At 46.4% G+C, this 17,554-nt stretch carries 16 protein-coding genes and 1 pseudogene; 4 read left to right on the top strand and 13 right to left on the bottom strand.

Going from position 1 to position 17,554, the window contains the following annotated elements; translation table 11 throughout:
- Positions 1 to 146: 146 nt before the first annotated feature.
- The 3 genes from ACO0KW_RS13765 to ACO0KW_RS13755 all read left to right on the top strand — a co-directional run bounded on the left by ACO0KW_RS13765 (position 147) and on the right by ACO0KW_RS13755 (position 3,598).
- A complete protein-coding gene (locus ACO0KW_RS13765) occupies positions 147 to 338 on the top strand; it encodes a hypothetical protein (protein WP_423053789.1) in 192 nt (63 codons plus the stop codon).
- Positions 339 to 350: 12 nt separating this feature from the next.
- On the top strand, positions 351 to 1,202 hold the full coding sequence (locus ACO0KW_RS13760; RefSeq protein WP_423053788.1) for an SPFH domain-containing protein: 852 nt from the start codon (positions 351 to 353) through the stop codon (positions 1,200 to 1,202).
- A gap of 242 nt (positions 1,203 to 1,444) precedes the next feature.
- Positions 1,445 to 3,598: an AsmA family protein gene (locus tag ACO0KW_RS13755; RefSeq protein WP_423053787.1), complete on the top strand. Its 2,154-nt coding sequence runs from the start codon at positions 1,445 to 1,447 to the stop codon at positions 3,596 to 3,598.
- A gap of 69 nt (positions 3,599 to 3,667) precedes the next feature.
- Here ACO0KW_RS13755 and ACO0KW_RS13750 read toward each other — a convergent pair whose 3' ends face one another.
- From ACO0KW_RS13750 to ACO0KW_RS13730, 5 genes are all read right to left on the bottom strand, one after another.
- Positions 3,668 to 4,069 (bottom strand): NUDIX domain-containing protein, encoded by a 402-nt coding sequence (locus tag ACO0KW_RS13750; RefSeq protein WP_423053786.1) that lies wholly within the window; start codon positions 4,067 to 4,069, stop codon positions 3,668 to 3,670.
- Positions 4,070 to 4,147: 78 nt separating this feature from the next.
- Positions 4,148 to 5,011 carry an ATP-binding protein gene (locus ACO0KW_RS13745; RefSeq protein ID WP_423053785.1) on the bottom strand — a complete coding sequence of 288 codons (864 nt, stop codon included), beginning with the start codon at positions 5,009 to 5,011 and terminating at the stop codon, positions 4,148 to 4,150.
- A gap of 71 nt (positions 5,012 to 5,082) precedes the next feature.
- Positions 5,083 to 6,321 carry a bifunctional glutamate N-acetyltransferase/amino-acid acetyltransferase ArgJ gene (gene argJ, locus ACO0KW_RS13740; RefSeq protein WP_423053784.1) on the bottom strand — a complete coding sequence of 413 codons (1,239 nt, stop codon included), beginning with the start codon at positions 6,319 to 6,321 and terminating at the stop codon, positions 5,083 to 5,085.
- 441 nt (positions 6,322 to 6,762) lie between these two features.
- Entirely contained in the window at positions 6,763 to 7,092 is a 330-nt protein-coding gene (locus tag ACO0KW_RS13735) for a hypothetical protein (protein WP_423053783.1), read from the bottom strand.
- Positions 7,093 to 7,244: 152 nt separating this feature from the next.
- A complete protein-coding gene (locus ACO0KW_RS13730; protein WP_423053782.1) occupies positions 7,245 to 8,237 on the bottom strand; it encodes a CsgG/HfaB family protein in 993 nt (330 codons plus the stop codon).
- 880 nt (positions 8,238 to 9,117) lie between these two features.
- Between ACO0KW_RS13730 and ybaL the strand changes: the two genes are divergently transcribed.
- Positions 9,118 to 10,836, top strand: coding sequence for a YbaL family putative K(+) efflux transporter (gene ybaL, locus ACO0KW_RS13725; protein WP_423053781.1), 1,719 nt, complete (start codon positions 9,118 to 9,120; stop codon positions 10,834 to 10,836).
- Positions 10,837 to 11,107: 271 nt separating this feature from the next.
- Here ybaL and ACO0KW_RS13720 read toward each other — a convergent pair whose 3' ends face one another.
- The 8 genes and pseudogenes from ACO0KW_RS13720 to ACO0KW_RS13685 all read right to left on the bottom strand — a co-directional run.
- Positions 11,108 to 11,794, bottom strand: a complete 687-nt coding sequence (locus ACO0KW_RS13720) for a methyltransferase domain-containing protein (RefSeq protein ID WP_423053780.1) — start codon at positions 11,792 to 11,794, stop codon at positions 11,108 to 11,110.
- A gap of 65 nt (positions 11,795 to 11,859) precedes the next feature.
- Complete coding sequence (locus ACO0KW_RS13715) at positions 11,860 to 12,579, bottom strand: sulfotransferase family 2 domain-containing protein (protein WP_423053779.1); 720 nt, start codon at positions 12,577 to 12,579, stop codon at positions 11,860 to 11,862.
- 273 nt (positions 12,580 to 12,852) lie between these two features.
- A complete protein-coding gene (locus tag ACO0KW_RS13710; protein WP_423053778.1) occupies positions 12,853 to 13,398 on the bottom strand; it encodes a hypothetical protein in 546 nt (181 codons plus the stop codon).
- A 37-nt stretch (positions 13,399 to 13,435) separates the two neighbouring features.
- Positions 13,436 to 14,080 carry a DUF6928 family protein gene (locus ACO0KW_RS13705; protein WP_423053777.1) on the bottom strand — a complete coding sequence of 215 codons (645 nt, stop codon included), beginning with the start codon at positions 14,078 to 14,080 and terminating at the stop codon, positions 13,436 to 13,438.
- 170 nt (positions 14,081 to 14,250) lie between these two features.
- Positions 14,251 to 14,748, bottom strand: coding sequence for a DUF4240 domain-containing protein (locus tag ACO0KW_RS13700; protein ID WP_423053776.1), 498 nt, complete (start codon positions 14,746 to 14,748; stop codon positions 14,251 to 14,253).
- Positions 14,749 to 14,922: 174 nt separating this feature from the next.
- Positions 14,923 to 15,222 carry a hypothetical protein gene (locus ACO0KW_RS13695; RefSeq protein ID WP_423053775.1) on the bottom strand — a complete coding sequence of 100 codons (300 nt, stop codon included), beginning with the start codon at positions 15,220 to 15,222 and terminating at the stop codon, positions 14,923 to 14,925.
- 640 nt (positions 15,223 to 15,862) lie between these two features.
- The gene (locus tag ACO0KW_RS13690) at positions 15,863 to 16,363 is read right to left on the bottom strand and encodes a DUF2199 domain-containing protein (protein WP_423053774.1); all 501 of its coding nucleotides are present in this window, start codon (positions 16,361 to 16,363) and stop codon (positions 15,863 to 15,865) included.
- Between the two features lie 722 nt (positions 16,364 to 17,085).
- A pseudogene (locus ACO0KW_RS13685) lies at positions 17,086 to 17,457 on the bottom strand (IS91 family transposase); the annotation flags it as partial.
- Positions 17,458 to 17,554: the final 97 nt, after the last annotated feature.

Raw genomic sequence — 17,554 nt, 5'->3', positions numbered from 1 at the left:
GTCTCGCATGATTGGTATTAACAAACAGAAAAAAATGGAAGTGGTTTTATTTTCGCTCAATTACCATATTGTTTTTCTAGTCATTAATCTTTAAAAAATCTACACTGGCGGCTGAATTATTTTTGTCATTTTTTGAAAGGCACAGCATGAAACATTTTTTGTTGTTGCTCATTTGCGGTCTTGCTTTATATGGAATCTGGCAACTGACGACACCACTACTGCGAAAAAACGCCACGCAAACGATCGCCAGACATGGACTACGTGTAATCGTATTCATCCTGATTTTACTCGCCCTCTTGATTACCGCTTATTACACACCTGCACTACATTTACTCTAAACAGGACACGTCATGAAATCATTGCTCAATAAACTCGCGCCACTCGCCCTATTTTCTTGCGTTGCTATTTTGTCTGGCTGCACACAAATTGATACCGGCAATGTCGGAGTCGAACGCACATTAGGCAAAGTAGGCAAAGATGCCTTACCGCCTGGCGTGTACTTCACAGTATTTAAGACCGTCGATGAATTTACGGCCAAAGAAGTGAGTTTTCAATTACAAGATATGACTCCCAAAAGTCGAGACAACCTAACTATGAAAGACGTCGACATCGACATCTATTTCAAAACCATGCCGGCCGCCATTCCCGGTCTCTACACCAAGTATCAAGGTGATGTGGTGCAACACAAGCAAGTTGTGAAAGATGGCACCAGCGATCTAGTGATTGCCTACAGCCGTGTCTCACGTGAAGCGCGTGAATCCGTCTATAAATCGATCGCCCAATTAGATGCTACTACGATGCATACAAAACGTACCGAGTTAGCGGAGATGGTAAGAGCCAGCCTGCAAGCGGAACTCGATGCCAACGATAAAGGCGCGTTTCTGATCACGGCAGTGAACGTCCGCAACCTACTCACCGATCCAGCGATTGAAGCGGCGATACGCCAACGTGCGGAAACGGATCAGGCCATCCAAAAGAAATTAAAGGAAGTTGATCTGGCGCGCGCAGAGGCGGAACGTCTGATCGTGCAGGCAGAAGGTGAAGCAAAGGCGAATAAAATCATTAGCGAATCTTTGACACCCGCACTGAAAGAGTTACGTCTGGCGGAAATTCACCGTGACGCTGCCATTGCGGTTGCATCCAAAGCGGGGAATACCGTGTTATTGGGAAGTGCAACACCGCTTATCAATGTGAATAAATAGACCCACCAAGCATCACTAATTCACATGAATTGATTCGACATCGGACCATTTGGCAGCACATAAAAGCATGCGCTAAATGGTTCGTCGCACATAGGCGGTTTCACCAACCGATACCGTGCCTTGTTCAGCTTCCGGCTCAGCTCTCAATGGGGAGAATTTAACAATTATCTTTTCCTTCAATGCTATGATGACACCCTCTTGTAATCACCTTGATGCGGTCAACTTCACTTCAGGAAAATGCTATGAATAAGCCTCTCAAAATATTAGTACTGGTCGTCTCGGCAGTATTGCTCGTCATCGGTTTAGGGATCGCCTACCTCAGCCTGATTTTTGACCCGAATCAGTTCAAATCCCAATTAGTAGAACTGGTCAAAGACAAAAAACATCGCACCCTCAGTATCGATGGCAATATTCAACTCAAGTTCTTTCCTAAGTTGGGTGTCAATTTAGAAAAAATCAAACTCTCAGAATTTGAATCACCGACACAATTTGCAGCACTCGAACAAGCACAAGTCTCACTCGCGCTCATGCCACTGTTGCAAAAACAAATCGTGATCGACAAAGTGTCATTGCACGGATTGCAGCTACGCTATCAACGCGATGTCGCTGGCAAATCAAATATCGATGATTTGCTCGCGAAGGATGCCGCCACGGATCCCAGCACCGACAATACCTCTAAACAAACGATGCGTTTTGATATTGAAGGCATCGATATCGCACGTTCACAATTTGAGATAGATGATCAAAAAGCAAAGCTACAGGGCAGCATTAAAGACCTGAATCTCAGTACCGGAAAAATCAGCGACAAGAATAAAACACCGGTCAAATTCAGCGCAAGCATCAACTTCCAGCAACCCAAAGCCGAGGCACACGTAGAGTTAAATACTGCTTTACGTTTTGACCTTGTACAAAAAAGCCTAGACCTGCAAGATTTCAAAACGCAGATTTCTGGCAAGCTTGGCGCTGACACCATCAGCGCGCAAATCGAGACAACGGGAATGAATTTGAGCTCGCAACAAAGTGCCAGCGATCAGATTAACATTACCGCAACATCAGACGGCGCACAGTCCTTGAATGCCAAACTGGCTATCAAGAAGTTCGCAATGTCAGACAAAAAATTAAGCTTGGGAGCAATCGAGCTACATGCTGAATTAAAACAGGGTGGCGCATCGAAACTCATCGATCTGAAATCGAGCTTGGCGATGGAGATGGAAACACAACTTATCCAATTACCACAATTAGCAATTCAGCTCATCTTAAAAGATCCAAAACTAGCGCAAACCGATATAGCGATCCCAATCACAGGGCGCGCCGCAATTAATTTGAAAGAGAAAAGCATCGATACGACACTGGCAGCAAAATTCGACGAAACACAACTGCACACATCAGTCCAGGTGCAGAATTTTTCTGCGCCTTCGATCCGATTTAAGGTCGATATCGACAAACTCAATCTAGATCGGTATGTGAAGGCAACGACGCCAGAGAAAACAACGGAGACCAAAGAAGAAGATCTGGACCTCGCCAGTTTAAAATCCTTAAACCTAGATGGCACCATCAATATCGCGGCACTCCAAGTCAAGAACCTGCACATCAATCAAGTTCGATTGCCGATTAAAGCGGCGCAAGGTGAATTCGCCATGACGGGTATCGCTGCACAACTGTATCAAGGCAGTGTCGCGGGGAATATGCATTTTGATGTCGATGGCAATCGCTTTCAGATGCAGCAAACCTTGAGCAATATCCAAATCAATCCGCTGTTACTCGATTTCATGAAAAAAGATATCGTGGAAGGCCGCGGCACACTAAGTTTGCAAATCAATACTCACGGTAAACGTGTATCTCAATTCAAAGACAATCTCAACGGCACTATCCGTACGCAATTGACCGATGGTGCGGTGAAAGGTATCAACCTCGCTAAATCATTGCGCGAATTTAAAGCAAAAATTTTAAACCGCAGCGACCAGCAACAAGCCGCCAACAAGAACGAAAAAACAGATTTCTCCGCGATGTCGGCCTCAATTAATTTTGCCGATGGCATAGGCAATAGTGATGACCTCGATATGAAGTCACCGTTCTTGCGTGTCGGTGGAAAGGGGCAAGTCAACCTCCGGAATAGCACTCTCGATTACACGGCGCGCGCCACTATCGTCAATACCGCCGTTGGGCAAGATGGCGCTGATTTGTCGCAGCTCAAAGACTTGACGATACCGGTCAGGATCAGCGGCCCATTTGAGCAGCTTGGCTATCAATTACAGTTTGCACAAATTGGGAGTGAAGCCTTAAAGTCCGCATTCAAAGCAAAAGCCGCACCGGTCTTGGACGAGAAGAAGAAAGAATTAAAAGAGAAAGTGAATGAACAACTCAAAGATAAGTTGAAAGGCTTGTTCTCACGTTGACTTAGGCAGCGACTCCGCGTCGATTTCCACTGCCGGAAATCGACGCACACGATCGGTCCACGACGTGCGCTAAACCGAATAGCGTACTTGATTCAAATCGTCAATTAAGGGAATGGTCGCCGGTAACAAAGGCTCAACCGCGACTGCGCCTTGCCAAGCAAAATCTTGTCCTTCTAGACTTTGTGGTTCGCCCCGCCATTCACGTGAAATATAAAAATGTAGGCGCACATGGGCGTGTGGATAAATGTACTCAACACCACACCAAGGCTCGGCACCGATAATTTGTATGCCTAATTCCTCCATAAATTCGCGCTTGAGTGCGTCGAGTATGTCTTCATCTTGCTCGACTTTACCGCCCGGAAATTCCCAATAACCGGCATATGGCTTACCGGCCGGGCGCTGCCCGAGCAACACGTCGCCATTGTCTTTCATTAGTATGCCGACTGCGACATTTACTGGGCTTACGCTCATGAGGTCAACTTCAAAAATAAGTGAAAAGTAAGTGGGGAAATAAGTACGATTGTGTGAAATGAACTAGAAAATTGCTAACTAGTTTTGACGACCGGCATAATCTCGCGCAAATTGCCATGCCACGCGCCCGGAGCGCGACCCACGTTGCAGAGCCCAACGTAGTGCATCTGCACGTGCCGCTTCGATTTGTGCTGGCGTACATGAAAAACTGCGCAACCAATGTGCAACAATGTCAAGATAATCGTCTTGTTTAAATGGGTAGAACGACACCCACAATCCAAATCGCTCGGACAAAGAAATTTTTTCTTCCACCGTTTCACCTGGATGTAAATCGCCATCTTCATCGTGCGTGTAACTGGCGTTGTCTGACATTTTTTCGGGCATCAGATGACGACGGTTTGAGGTCGCATAAATTAAGACATTTTCCGACTGCGCCGAAATGCTACCATCGAGCGCAACCTTTAATGCCTTATAGCCAGCTTCACCATCTTCAAATGACAGGTCATCGCAAAACACAATAAATTTTTCCGGACGTTCGGCCAATAAATCCACAATGTCTGGCAAGTCCGCCATATCGGCTTTATCAACTTCAATCAAACGCAAACCCTGATCTGCAAAGTGATGCAAACAAGCTTTGATCAGAGAAGATTTTCCCGTCCCACGCGCGCCGGTCAATAAAACATTGTTAGCAGGCTTGCCTTGCACGAACTGTTTGGTATTTTGCGCAATCAATTCTTTTTGCGGGCCGATATGTTGCAAATCATCAAAACCAAGTTTTGCCGTGTGCTTCACGATTTGTAAGTAACCCACGCCGCCACGTTTGCGCCAACGTAAAGCCGTTGCCAATCGCCAGTCCGGCGTGGGGACAACCGGTGGCAAAAACGCCTCTAACCGGTTTAGTAAATATTCCGCGCGACTTAAGAACTGATCAAGTTGAGACATAGCGTTGGTTGCAGAAGATGTTGAATTGACGATTGAATAAAAGATTAAATAAACGGCAGCGAACCGCTAGATCAAGAACGATAATCGGCATTGATCGACACATACTCGTGCGATAAATCGCAAGTCCAGACCGTCGTATGCGCACTACCTCGTGCTAATTTCACCCGTATCGTTATTTCACTTTGCTTCATCACGCGTTGACCATCTTCTTCGCGGTAGTCAGGATTACGTCCACCATTTTTTGCGACTAAGACGTCATCCAGATACAGATTTAATTTATTCACTTCCAAATCATTCACGCCCGCATAACCAATTGCCGCCAGAATGCGCCCAAGGTTAGGATCTGACGCGAAGAACGCGGTTTTGACTAAAGGCGAATGGGCGATTGAATACGCAATTTTGCGGCACTCTTCGACGTCACGGCCATCTTCTACAGCGATGCTAATAAATTTCGTTGCGCCTTCGCCATCACGAATAATCATGTGCGCTAGCTTTTGAGATAAGGCATTCACCGCTGCCGCTAAGGCGGTAAATTCTGGCGTATCAATGTCATTAATTTCCAGCGCAGAAGTGCCGGTTGCGATCAACATAAATGAATCGTTGGTTGAGGTATCGCCATCAATGGTAATGCAATTAAAAGATTGATCCGCAGCTTGCTTCACCAGATGATCGAGCACTGGCTGAGAAACTTTCGCGTCTAAGGCCAAATAGCCAAGCATGGTCGCCATGTTGGGCTTAATCATGCCTGCGCCTTTACTGATACCCGTCATCGTCACTGGGATGCCATTGATCACAACCAGACTCGATGCTGCTTTTGGTTGGGTATCCGTAGTCATAATCGCTTCGGCAGCGGCATACCAATTATCTTCGTCTAAACTGGCGATTGCCGCTGGCATCCCAGCAATCAAACGATCAACCGGTAACTGCTCCAAAATCACACCAGTTGAAAACGGTAAGATCTGTGATGGTTCGCAGCCAAGGTATTCTGCTAATGCCGTACAAGTGGCATTTGCGGCCGCTAAACCCGCATCGCCAGTGCCCGCATTTGCATTACCGGTATTGACGACCAAGGCGCGGATAGGACCAACCGCCATGTGTGGGCTTTCCAAATGCGCCTTACAAACCTGCACGGGCGCAGCGCAAAAACGGTTCGTCGTGAACACACCGGCAACGGTAGCCGTTGGCGCAAGCTTCATCACCAGCAAATCTTTGCGGTTTGCTTTACGAATACCCGCCTGAGCAAAGCCCAGTTCTATACCTTTAACAGGTTTCAATTCGCTTGCAACAGGGAGTGGGGAATTAACGGCCATCGTGCGTATCCATGTGAGGTAAAAGTGGGGGGTAAGAAATCTAAGGCGATATTGTAGGATATTTTGACGGTCATTTTCTTCGGGAAACAATATTTCCCTCTAAAAACGAAGAAACGAGACACTCTTCCGCCACCAATAAGAAAAGGTTTTCCGCTGAATGGCGAGATTGTTTAAAAAAATGACCCGTGACTGGCTAATCCAGAAGTTAAAATTCAGACCAGAATACCGCTGAGTATTGAGTCAAAAAATTGAATCAAAAAATTGAAACAACAAAATATTAATCACCTGAACGCACGCCTTTACATCGCGCATTCAGGTGTTTTCTTGAGACCACTGGGTCGAATCACCAAGAGGGTGAAGCAGTGCGCCCTAACAATTGCTGCGAACGCGCACAGGCTTAACATCCTTGAAAGTCGTTTCAGTGTGTCATGGACGACTTTCTTACCACGCAATAGTGATTGTGCACTTCAGCGGTGGATAGCTGCAGCTCACGGTGACGGTTACTCTCTCCGCCGCCGCACCGCCGCCCACAGGCACTAACATGCTCTCTGCAGCTTTGCGAGCGCGATCCACTTTCATCTGCACATCTTTAGGCAGCGATTCGGCACGCATCGCCTGGCCTTTATCATCCACAATCTTCACTTCCACGGCGGAGTTGCCCGCGCGTGCCTGCGCTGGAGCCATACTTGATTTGCCAACCTGTGCCGAGCTAGGGCCAGTAAAACCGAGTAAGAGTACGAGACAAGAAACTACTGCAATATTCTTTTTCATGGTGGTAAACCCCTTTTGGTAAAAGTTAAAAAACTTTACGACGCACTTTTTGTTTACTTCGCTTTCCGCTACTGCCTTCGCTACTAACTTCGCTGCTGACTTCACTACTACATTACCCATCGCACAAAAATTTTCATACCAATGGATCTTCTTTATTCAAATTTAACTATATCGCCTCGTGCTGGAAGTTCGCCGCTTAACACCGTTGCGCTAGAGATTTTTTCATTTACCGTCATTAACTTGATCGTGCCTACATTCGCCATCAAGATTTCTAGCACGACACCGGTATCTGGGTCAGTAAGGACTTTCCCTTTACGATAAACATGCAAAACCGTACCAACTTGCAAGTTTTGCGCACGACCAGCACTGACGTACACTTTACCTTCATCCGCTTCAGACACAGTACTTGACCAGGCTACCTTCGCCATACCGGCAATGATTTGCTTCACAGCCGCTTCAATCGCTGTTTCAGCCGCTGCCCCTAAGGGGGTATTCTTAAACGTATTTGCGCCGACATTCGCTCCCGTTTGATTGTTAGTCGCAGTCACATTTGCACTAGTGGAATTGGCGCTACCTGAGGCTTTGGAACTGGCGATAATTTGCCCTGTGCTGGTATCAATAATTCGCAGATTAAATTCAACGATGGCTTTCTGATCGCTAAGGCCAGCGGATCCTCCCAATAAGCGGCTAAACGGAATGCCGATCTGTAAATCGCTACCACCCGCGTTAGCTTCAAATTTGGTGACTGTTGCACGTACGACTGCACTGGCGCCCAACATGCGTCCGGTTTGTGCTGCAGTTGCCGCAGTCGTTGAACCATTCTTGCCCAAGTCTTGTTCAAGCTGAATATCGTCCAAAGCAACGCGTTCAAGGACGACAAATCCACCGCTGCGCATTAAGGCATCAACCAACATGGCATTGAGCCCTTCATTCGTCGTACCAACAGCCCGCATACTGCCGGACATTGCTTCTACCGCCCCAACGACATCCACAAACACCGTTTTTTTCGGGCCCAGATAAGTGTCTTGCGACAGATTTTCTGCTGGACTTGTCGCTGCAATAGCCAACGCATTAAACGATACTGCACAAATAAAAATCAGACATGATGCAAAATTTGCGGCTCCACTCTTAGCAGGTATTTTCATTGAGCGCCTCTGAACTACCAATCATAAGAAACAGCCAGCTCGTCAACGATTGCAACATCAAAGTTCGCAAAATCGAGGCGCGCAAGCCAAATTAAAAAAAAGGAAAATCGTCAGATGCTGGACGACGCAGTGCTTATTTGAGAACGTGACACACATTTGATTCGCTCCCACAGAACGACTACCAAGTATTGTGCAGATGAGTAATCCTGCCTATTTGCTGATTTGAAATAATGTACAGGTTCCATTCAACAAATCATCAGGATGAACGGGGTTGAAACTTTGAAGATCACTCTTTTTGAAAACTAAAGCGTACGCTTGAGCCTAGCTTCCAATGATTTTTGGATCTTATACGCGTTTATTGTGGCAAGCAAGATCTTCCCGACTAACGGTGGGCACTGGCTTCCAGAAAGAAAAAATATCTAAAATACATCAACAAATTCCACAAATAGCTGACGAGGTTTCCTGCTGGGACGCCTTCAGAGAATTCAAGTTCTCAAGACTCTAGGAATTTCCATAGCGCACCTTTTTGTGGATACGCTGATGCTGTTTGTATGAGTTATTGGCTTTCAACACCCCCTAACCACCAACAAAATACGATCAACAGAAAAGAATCGGAGATCTCAAAAAAGCCTTTCATATTGCATTTTTGGTTAAGCGCCACAAAAAAAATTCGTTCTTTTTTGTGCACTGGCATGAAAACCGTACTTGTGTAGGAAAATTTTCCTCTCGCCGAAAAATTCCCGTAGCAGCGCACGATTATCGACGTCAAGTCTTCCAAAAAAACCATCACTACCGCCATCACTGCTACCTTCGAGTTGCTATCGCGATGCAATGGTAAAATGCCTCTCCAGCAACACGTAGCGACTGAAGGAAAACATCGATGACCCACAACATTTCTTTGATCACGACGTTGGCTGCTGGTTTTGGGTTCGCCTTAATCTTTGGTTTCATTGCCGAAAAAATCAAACTACCTGCCTTAGTGGGCTATCTGGTCGCAGGGATCTTGATCGGTCCCGCCACCCCTGGTTTTGTTGCGGATGCCAATATCGCCTCGCAATTATCCGAAATTGGCGTCATGCTCTTGATGTTTGGCGTTGGTCTACACTTTTCATTACAAGATTTACTAGCGGTTAAACGCATCGCATTGCCTGGTGCCATCTTGCAAATGAGTCTAGCGACCGGACTTGGCATGGCAATGGCGTGGTGGTTTGGCTGGAGTTTAGGCAGTGGCTTAGTCTTTGGCTTATCACTCTCTTGTGCCAGTACGGTGGTGCTACTCAAAGCATTAGAGGCGCGCGGCATACTCGATTCTATGAACGGCAGGATTGCCGTTGGCTGGCTGGTGGTAGAGGATCTCGCTACCGTCTTATTTCTCGTCCTGTTGCCTGCATTTGCAGGCGTCTTGGGCGGAACTCCTGTGCCAGGCTCCGCTGATACGCCACTCTGGATGGCATTGGGTAAAACGCTGTTGCAAGTGGTGGCGTTTATTGCCCTGATGTTGCTAGTCGGACGGCGCGCTTTGCCTTGGCTGCTATGGCAAGTGTCGCGTACGGGCTCACGCGAATTGTTCACACTGGCAGTGATTGCCTGTGCGATCAGCATCGCTTACGGTGCCTCTGCTCTATTTAATGTGTCATTTGCCTTAGGCGCGTTCTTCGCGGGCACGGTGATGCGTGAATCAGAATTTAGCCATCGCGCCGCAGAAGAATCCTTGCCCTTGCGTGATGCATTTTCAGTTTTGTTTTTTGTTTCGGTCGGGATGTTGTTTGACCCAGTGATCGTGATGGAACAGCCACTGCACGTTTTGGGCGTCGTCGCGATTATTATCTTTGGTAAATCGATCGCCGCCGTCATGTTGGTGATCGCCTTCCGCTATCCCTTGAATACCGCGCTGACTGTGGCGGCGAGTCTGGCGCAGATTGGTGAATTCTCATTTATTTTGGCGGGTTTGGGTGTCGCACTTGGCTTGATGCCAGCAGAAGGAATGAGCTTAATTCTGGCCAGCGCCTTAATCTCTATTGCGCTGAACCCCCTACTCTTCGCTGCTGTTGAACCAATACGACGTTGGGCTTTAGCGCACTCGCCACTAGCACGCACGCTGGAACAAAGACAAGATCCCTACGCCGAGTTACCGGTCACCACTGACAATAAATACCTGCAAGGACAAATCGTCTTAGTTGGCTACGGTCGCGTCGGCAAGCGCATAGGTGCGACACTTGATGCACGGCATATTCCCTATGTCGTCGCGGAACAGAATCGCGAGTTGGTTGAAAAAATCCGCACACAGGGTATCGTTGCCGTGTCCGGCAATGCAGCAGATCCCGTCGTCTTGGTACAAGCACATATACGCAATGCAGCGATGTTAGTGATTGCAATATCCGACACGCTGCACGTACGTCAAATGATCAAAACCGCGCGCACACTCAATCCCACCATAGAAATCATCTTGCGTGCGGATAGCGAAGATGAAATGCAATTACTCAAACAGGAAACTTCTGATCCCGTGTTCTTAGGTGAAGATGAACTAGCAAAAGGCATGGCAAATCATGTCCTAGCGCGCTTTTCTCCGGATACTGAGCCATCCACTCAATCCCACTAATCGCATTCGATCACTGTGCTGCAAAAAATGAATCCCTGATTTCTATCGTTAAGAAATCAGGTATTTTTTATGCTACGTGGATGTCCAATTTACGTCTTACATCTCATTTTCTGTAGCGACTGTGATGCGCTTGCATTCATCTAGCCCCAGAAAAATTACCACCGTCATAAACCTGTGCGTTGATCACGTTTGGTCTTCAAGCAAAAAAGAAGAAGCAAAAAAACTACAACCCCTATCAGATGCACTCCGCATGTCTTAATTGAAGGCGAACTTAGATGCTGCGGATTTTCCCGCTAAGCACTTTATTAATTAAGACGACTTTCCGCAAATCTTCGGGTAATTGCGTGTACTTCAAAATATCCGAACTTCCATAGCGATACGCGTTGCTGTAATGCGCAAGTTGATCGACGATACGGTTGGGATAATGTGCAATCGCCGCTTCATCCTTAATAAATACAGCGACAAAATCATTCCATTGATCACCGGCTTGTTCACTGGTATAGGATTCGACCAATGCAGCAGGAATATTATTGCGCTTAGCCCAGCTAATCAAAGCCTTGCCACTGTCTGGATAAAAGCGCCAACAGTCAACGGGATAACGATGAAATACACCGTTCGATGGTACGTTCAAATAGAACAATCCATGGGGCTTAAGAACTCTTAATATTTCCAAAAAAGTTAACCAAAACATTTCTGAATGTTCAAAACAGGAACTTGAAATCACGACATCAAGCGATTCTGTAGCGAACGGTAATTGATAAGGATCGTCAAGCACAACATCGACGCCTTTACCTGCGACGAAATCGACTCCAACATACTCAAAACTATCTGGAAAAATATCGCGCAGCCCACCATTCACATCCTGCGAACCTATCTCAACGACTTTGCCTCCGGCGGGGAACGCACTCTGGTAAGTATTAAAAAAATGTTGGCAGTTTTGGCGTGCGCTAGGATGCATAGAATTTATCGGCTAAAAAGGGAAAAGAGTAATTGGCCTGTTCAGGCTGTTACATAGTTGAATAGTTACATCGTTGCATAGTCAAACAAATCAAAATCACGTTGAAAGATTGCATTGATTTTTGCGACATTATCTTTGTGAAATAAGGAAGCATAACGATAAGCATTTGGGCTGGCAGGCAAATTTTCAATATGCGTCTGATTGACAGACTGATTGGAAACCGGCGTCAAATTAAATGTGTCGCACAGCCGCTGAAAATCTTCTTCAAAATTTTCAACTTTACCGATAAAGTCAGCGGCTTGTTGATCGAGACGATGGGTCCAATAATGGCATGGGTGCAAAAACAAATTAGTATTTCTGCCGCACTCCAAGATTTTATGCGCAGGCAATTTCGCAAACCAGTGATTTAAATCATAGCCAGCCATACACAGGTCTTCAAAATTGTCGGCGATTTGTTGCGTCACTAATTGGTGTATCCACTCTGCAGGAAACTTCTGCCGAGGCTGCATTTGCGTATCACGCATCACTTGCTGAAACCCAGAAAAGACTCTGTCATACGGATTCCGCACAAACACCGCAATGCGATAACCCAAGCTAGCCTCTGGCAAACACATAAAGTCGCTCAAAATAAGATGCTGATGAACGACGCGATTGAGATAAGGATTAAAGTGAAAACTCTTAGGATAAGGTGATTGATCAATATCTTTGAGGCGCACGCGTATCGTCTGACTGGCAGTTTTCCAGGGACTGAGTATGACTAATTTGTGTTGGTGGCTGATGATCATCTAGAAATCATAGCTTAAAAATAGTGGATTTGAGGAAGTTTTTAGGAAAGCATAGAACTGTAAGATGTAAGAACAACGCTGATCGCCGAAATCGCTGATCGCCACTCACACGATTGCACATGAGGAGACCATCATCAAATTGGATCCCGCTTACCCAACTTAACGGCTAAAGAAAGGGCGAAGAATCGAAACGACTTTTTGAATAGTTAGGGCACTATTGCAGACTCATGCTGAGCATAGCCGAGAGCATGCAAGTGGAGAGATGGCCTAGCCTCACTTGGCGATGCATGACCATGAGCATAAATCAGCAGATATTCCTGTCGCACTAAAATAAAAATTTCCATTTTTTAGGCGATATGTTGAGCAAGATCGGCTCAAGGTTTTTGGCTCGCCACGAAAGAAGTACGTTGACGCTGCATTGAATCCTGTCAAAGCGCAATAACTGTAAGTGCTATTGAAATTATTGGTATCAGGGATTTCAACTTCGCATCGATACACCTGCGGATCACTCTCGGTGCCTTTTCCTGTTATTTGGAGCTTTGTTTGATCAATTGACGCGTCCGCATTTCCTTGAATTCCAACTTCCAAGAGTTCGCACTTTCCCGGTGTTATTGCAATAAATAGACTTATGTTTTTCTTCTCAGCTGGCATCTCTTGGGCTTGTGCCTCGAAGGGCAACATAAAAAGTACACCAAGTACGAGGAGGAAATTGAGGTAATTCATTTTTTTCGCAGAAAAAACCATAGCGCTTGCATGTGACGCACAACGCTGAAAAGGCGAGACCGCCATGGTGGTCATCAATTTGAGTGAAATATTCATTGGCGATTCTACGTCGATTGACCAGTCAAACAATAAGCTACCATAGTTTCCACCAAGGTCTTGATCGTTTGAAGCGCATCAAAGGAATTCTCTCCGGTTCTATCTGAGATGAATCAATCACTCCCTCAAGTTGATAGCCAAAAAACTCAAGCAACGCAGATTCAGCCAATTCCAAAGGATGAAAAACAAACGGATATGCAGAGTCATCTTCTTCTGGATCAATCGCAGGATGCTGTCCATTCCAATATGGTTCTTCAAATGTCAGTTTCGTACCAATGTCTTCGAGAACGCCACTGTCTGGTGATAGGCTCAGAGATCTTTGAAGTTTACCGTCTCTCCAAATGGCATATGCGAACCAATCGACAGTACTGTGCATCGCATGTAAATACAATGTATTTCCTAGCGCAGGATCAAGAAATTGTGCTGATAGTTTGGATGGGTAGTCAATGGCAAATTCTTTGGCGGCGATTATATTCAAACCAGAAAAGCAGCCAACAATCAATTCGTCATCAGGTGGGCACGTATAGGATAGATCAACATCCGAAAGAGGTTTCAGCGTTTCAGATGGGAAAAGTTTTTTTACAAACTCAACAGTGGCGACTCGATCTAACTCAGGGTTCGTCCTAAGTGCCTCGCTTACACTCTCATTGCAATATACAAGCATCCATGTTTTCGCGCCCATCAGTGGTTCCTTATGTTGTTCAACGCTGAGCTGACCGGAATTGCGCGCGGCGCACAAAAACCGAAGTGCAATTTGTTGAAAAAATCCCGACCGTCGAAGCGCCACATTGCACAGCTTCTGCGTTGAGCATGATGTTAATCATCAATCCAGCGCCGAGAGCAACGTAACGCTCATTTCGCCAAATACTTGACAGCTAATTGAGGGAAAAGAGCTGGGAGTTCCTTTTCAGACCATTCTTTTCCTGACGGCATCGTCAATTCATTTGAAAAATCGCGAGCCAACTCGCCGCCGCCCTTCGCAGCAAACACCTCGAGCGCCACGTAGCCAAAAGATTCAAGATCGAATTGCTCCTGACGCTGCAACCTCGCTAGTGAATCTGGATTGAATAGTGCAGCCTCGAATATTTCGCGCCCTTCTGAAATAAGCCACGCACGGAAATAAAGAAAGCCATCATCTGAACAACCCCCATTCATTAAATACGCGGCACCCCACAGATCCCATCGGTTCGCACGAAAAATTAAACTGTCGTATTGTTCCTGGAAACTCTGAATAGTAAGCAGATCAAGCGAAAAAAGCGCACGTTTCAAAGAATCGGGGCGAGCATTAATATCACTTCCCGCACCCGCTTTGGCTGCTCGAATAATCGACCAAAAGTGTTGTTCATCCATTCGTTGGGGCTTCCTTTGATGGGCAGCAAAAACGACCCTGCAGTCACAATACATCGCAGCTATTGCAAGAGATGTGAAGCTGACGAAGCGGCGGCGTGTGAGAATCATGATAGCAAACTACAGCGTTGACCGGCGCGCTGGCGCGTAGGGGTCGCACTACAAATCAAACATAAATTACTTGCCATGGTGTTCGATCACTTCGTCATATTCGTTGAGCTTTTTAGCTATCGACACGTTCTGTCTATATTTTCTTTTAAGCCGTGCAAGATGTTTATCGGTTCCGGCACATAGATTTTTCATATTCTTATTCAGGAATTGGCGCCTTTCTTCATCGTAAGGCTCCTCACCGCGAAAATGATCGCAGCCTTCACGACGGTCAATAAATTTCCGCACATCGGCAGGAAAATTCGCCGCCGCCGAAACCTGCAGCGAAAAAATAGCCGCAAATATACAAAAGCAAATACGTAGTTTCATGACGTTTAACGTAACGGTAAGCGGATGGCCGCACACAAATTAATAAAATATTGAACCGCTTCACGGCCAATCCGATCGATCATCCTGTTAGGCAGCGAGTGACTCACTCCGTGGGCCCTCGATAGACCTTGCGAGTTACCTGGTATAGCTGGCCATTGTGAAAATCTAGCAGAAGCCAGCAGTTGCATTTCTTGAGGCCGATGTGCCAGCGATTATGTCCCAAGAGTCGAGGTAAGTCAGCTGCAGTGGCAGGGTCACCATTATACTGCTCATGGTACGTTTTATCAGTTTCGAAGATGCTCAAATTACCCAAAATCCCAGCGTTTTGAAGATCAATTGCTGTGGCCAATGAATCGGCTATTGACGCACCCACCACAAATCCGTAAGGCGTTCCAGTTTGATACGTCGTTGTAACGGTCCAAGGCCAATAAGCAAACGTAGTAGTAATTGAGAAAGCGAGGAAAACAACTGCTGCAGCTACAGAAGCCACGATGGCGGCGATCAATCGGCGGAGTGTGACTGGCTGAAGACTCATTATATAGCGTCCTAACGCTAAATTGAGGTGAGCCGAGCAACCCCGCTCACACAAAGAATAAACAAAATCACAGCTTCACTCTCGAATGTCCAGTTGGGCTTCACGTTAGCCATGTAGCGCGGCCTCAGCTATTTCCTGTACACGAGCCATTGATATTCCTACGTGTTGCTCCACTGATAGAGGGTGATTGGTTCTCTCCAGCACGATACTTGGCCGCTCACCCAACGGCATAGTGTGAAGCTGTGTTTTGAGACTGAGGGTTGACGGCTCATACGGCAGCCCGCTTTGCAACCAGCCAAAGTATGGTGGTTCGATTTCCCTGCCGTCACTCTCCCAAAGCTCACACGTACGAAGGAAGTTTGTTTCACTCAACGAAACCCAGGCCAACCAAATGAATGGGCCTGGCCCGTCGATTACGGGGATTAGGATGCGACCAAGCACAAAGAAGTGCTTTCCATCTATCACGCACTGATCAGATGAAAGCTCACCTCGCTCTTCCCGCTCAGCCTCTGTTAGTGAATACCAAAGGGCTGGAGCACTCGGGCCAAAGCACATTGGCAATTCGTCGTGCTGTTTGCCGCACGTGTTGCAGATGTAACTGCTCATGGTGATGCCCAACGATTGGGTTGAGAGGCGGGCGCCTCGAAAATTAAATTTGAAAAGACGCGAATTCGCGCGCCCTTCTCGATCGCCCAGTTAGGCATCATACCTGAGCGCCAACAATATTATGGTTAAAGAAATAGAATGCCACAGCTAAGCTGGCAATTGGGATTAAAACTGCTACCAACCAAGATATGATTTTGGTGGACATTGCGCTCCCCCTTCTATTCGTTAAGTATGTAAGCACCAAGAGAACGACCCAAGTCCCAAGGAACGAATAGCACGCGAAATCCCCTAACCAAATCCAAAGATTTACGTTGCCATTGCAAGGGCCAACATTAAGACAATCGTATTTGTGGGACGTATAGATCCAAGCAATTGCCATTGCCGATACAAGAACATGAATAATACCCAGTGTTAAAGCAGGACGTTTGTTCATGATGTTTAACGTTTTAGTTGTGCGGCAGCCCGAAGGGGTAACCGCGTAGCGGTGTCCGCTACCAATGCTCAGTTGCACGGTGCGTCTACTGATGGTTATAAATTGGTTATGGAGATTTTAAGAGTTATCAGAAAAGGAAGCAATGTGATTTATCTTCAAAATCGAAAGGATTGTTAAAACGAAGTGAGTCATATTTGGACAGTGTTGAAACAATATTCTCGAATGGCAATGGAAGTAGAATAAACGTCGAAGTCGAGATGAGTTGAAACAAGTGCGAATCGACATTGTGCTACAGATGGCGATCTCCTAATTCACGCGGTCGTGGTGGATCATGATGCGGAGCGATGTGGCGAACATGGCCGATGCCGCACCACACACAGTACAAAAAATGCGCAGTGGGTTGTGTGACGTGTTGTGCGTAATACGCTTGCCAAGTCAGTGGTTCAATCTTGGTGATGGGCGCTTGACGGAACACAGTGCGCGCCAAATTCAATCGCGCTGTTTTACGTGGTGCGTACAAACCATCACTATGCACTATATGTTTGCCGGGTTTTGGTACGTGCTGCAAAACCAGTTTCAGAAAACCCGCTGGCGTGTGAGCCGCGCACACCGAGCGATACGCAGTAGCGCTGTCACGATGCGGTATATACGTAAAAATGACCTATTGCTGATTGCGCCAGCATATTAATGGCGATTCCGCTCTTACAAAAATCAGAAGTTTTCTGTTACAGCAGAATTTTTGACACAAAAAAACCGGA

This window comes from Undibacterium sp. Ji22W (assembly GCF_049340305.1).
GTDB lineage: Bacteria > Pseudomonadota > Gammaproteobacteria > Burkholderiales > Burkholderiaceae_D > Undibacterium.
This window is presented reverse-complemented; position numbering and strand designations above follow the sequence as displayed.

Coding starts and splice junctions, on each gene's coding strand:
- ACO0KW_RS13700 (WP_423053776.1), bottom strand. CDS start 14,748: ATGGATGAACAACACTTTTGGTCGATTATTCGAGCAGCCAAAGCGGGT.
- ACO0KW_RS13720 (WP_423053780.1), bottom strand. CDS start 11,794: ATGCATCCTAGCGCACGCCAAAACTGCCAACATTTTTTTAATACTTAC.
- ACO0KW_RS13760 (WP_423053788.1), top strand. CDS start 351: ATGAAATCATTGCTCAATAAACTCGCGCCACTCGCCCTATTTTCTTGC.
- argJ (WP_423053784.1), bottom strand. CDS start 6,321: ATGGCCGTTAATTCCCCACTCCCTGTTGCAAGCGAATTGAAACCTGTT.
- ACO0KW_RS13710 (WP_423053778.1), bottom strand. CDS start 13,398: ATGAATATTTCACTCAAATTGATGACCACCATGGCGGTCTCGCCTTTT.
- ACO0KW_RS13730 (WP_423053782.1), bottom strand. CDS start 8,237: ATGAAAATACCTGCTAAGAGTGGAGCCGCAAATTTTGCATCATGTCTG.
- ACO0KW_RS13735 (WP_423053783.1), bottom strand. CDS start 7,092: ATGAAAAAGAATATTGCAGTAGTTTCTTGTCTCGTACTCTTACTCGGT.
- ACO0KW_RS13690 (WP_423053774.1), bottom strand. CDS start 16,363: ATGAGCAGTTACATCTGCAACACGTGCGGCAAACAGCACGACGAATTG.
- ACO0KW_RS13750 (WP_423053786.1), bottom strand. CDS start 4,069: ATGAGCGTAAGCCCAGTAAATGTCGCAGTCGGCATACTAATGAAAGAC.
- ACO0KW_RS13695 (WP_423053775.1), bottom strand. CDS start 15,222: ATGAAACTACGTATTTGCTTTTGTATATTTGCGGCTATTTTTTCGCTG.
- ACO0KW_RS13715 (WP_423053779.1), bottom strand. CDS start 12,579: ATGATCATCAGCCACCAACACAAATTAGTCATACTCAGTCCCTGGAAA.
- ACO0KW_RS13755 (WP_423053787.1), top strand. CDS start 1,445: ATGAATAAGCCTCTCAAAATATTAGTACTGGTCGTCTCGGCAGTATTG.
- ybaL (WP_423053781.1), top strand. CDS start 9,118: ATGACCCACAACATTTCTTTGATCACGACGTTGGCTGCTGGTTTTGGG.
- ACO0KW_RS13745 (WP_423053785.1), bottom strand. CDS start 5,011: ATGTCTCAACTTGATCAGTTCTTAAGTCGCGCGGAATATTTACTAAAC.
- ACO0KW_RS13705 (WP_423053777.1), bottom strand. CDS start 14,080: ATGGGCGCGAAAACATGGATGCTTGTATATTGCAATGAGAGTGTAAGC.
- ACO0KW_RS13765 (WP_423053789.1), top strand. CDS start 147: ATGAAACATTTTTTGTTGTTGCTCATTTGCGGTCTTGCTTTATATGGA.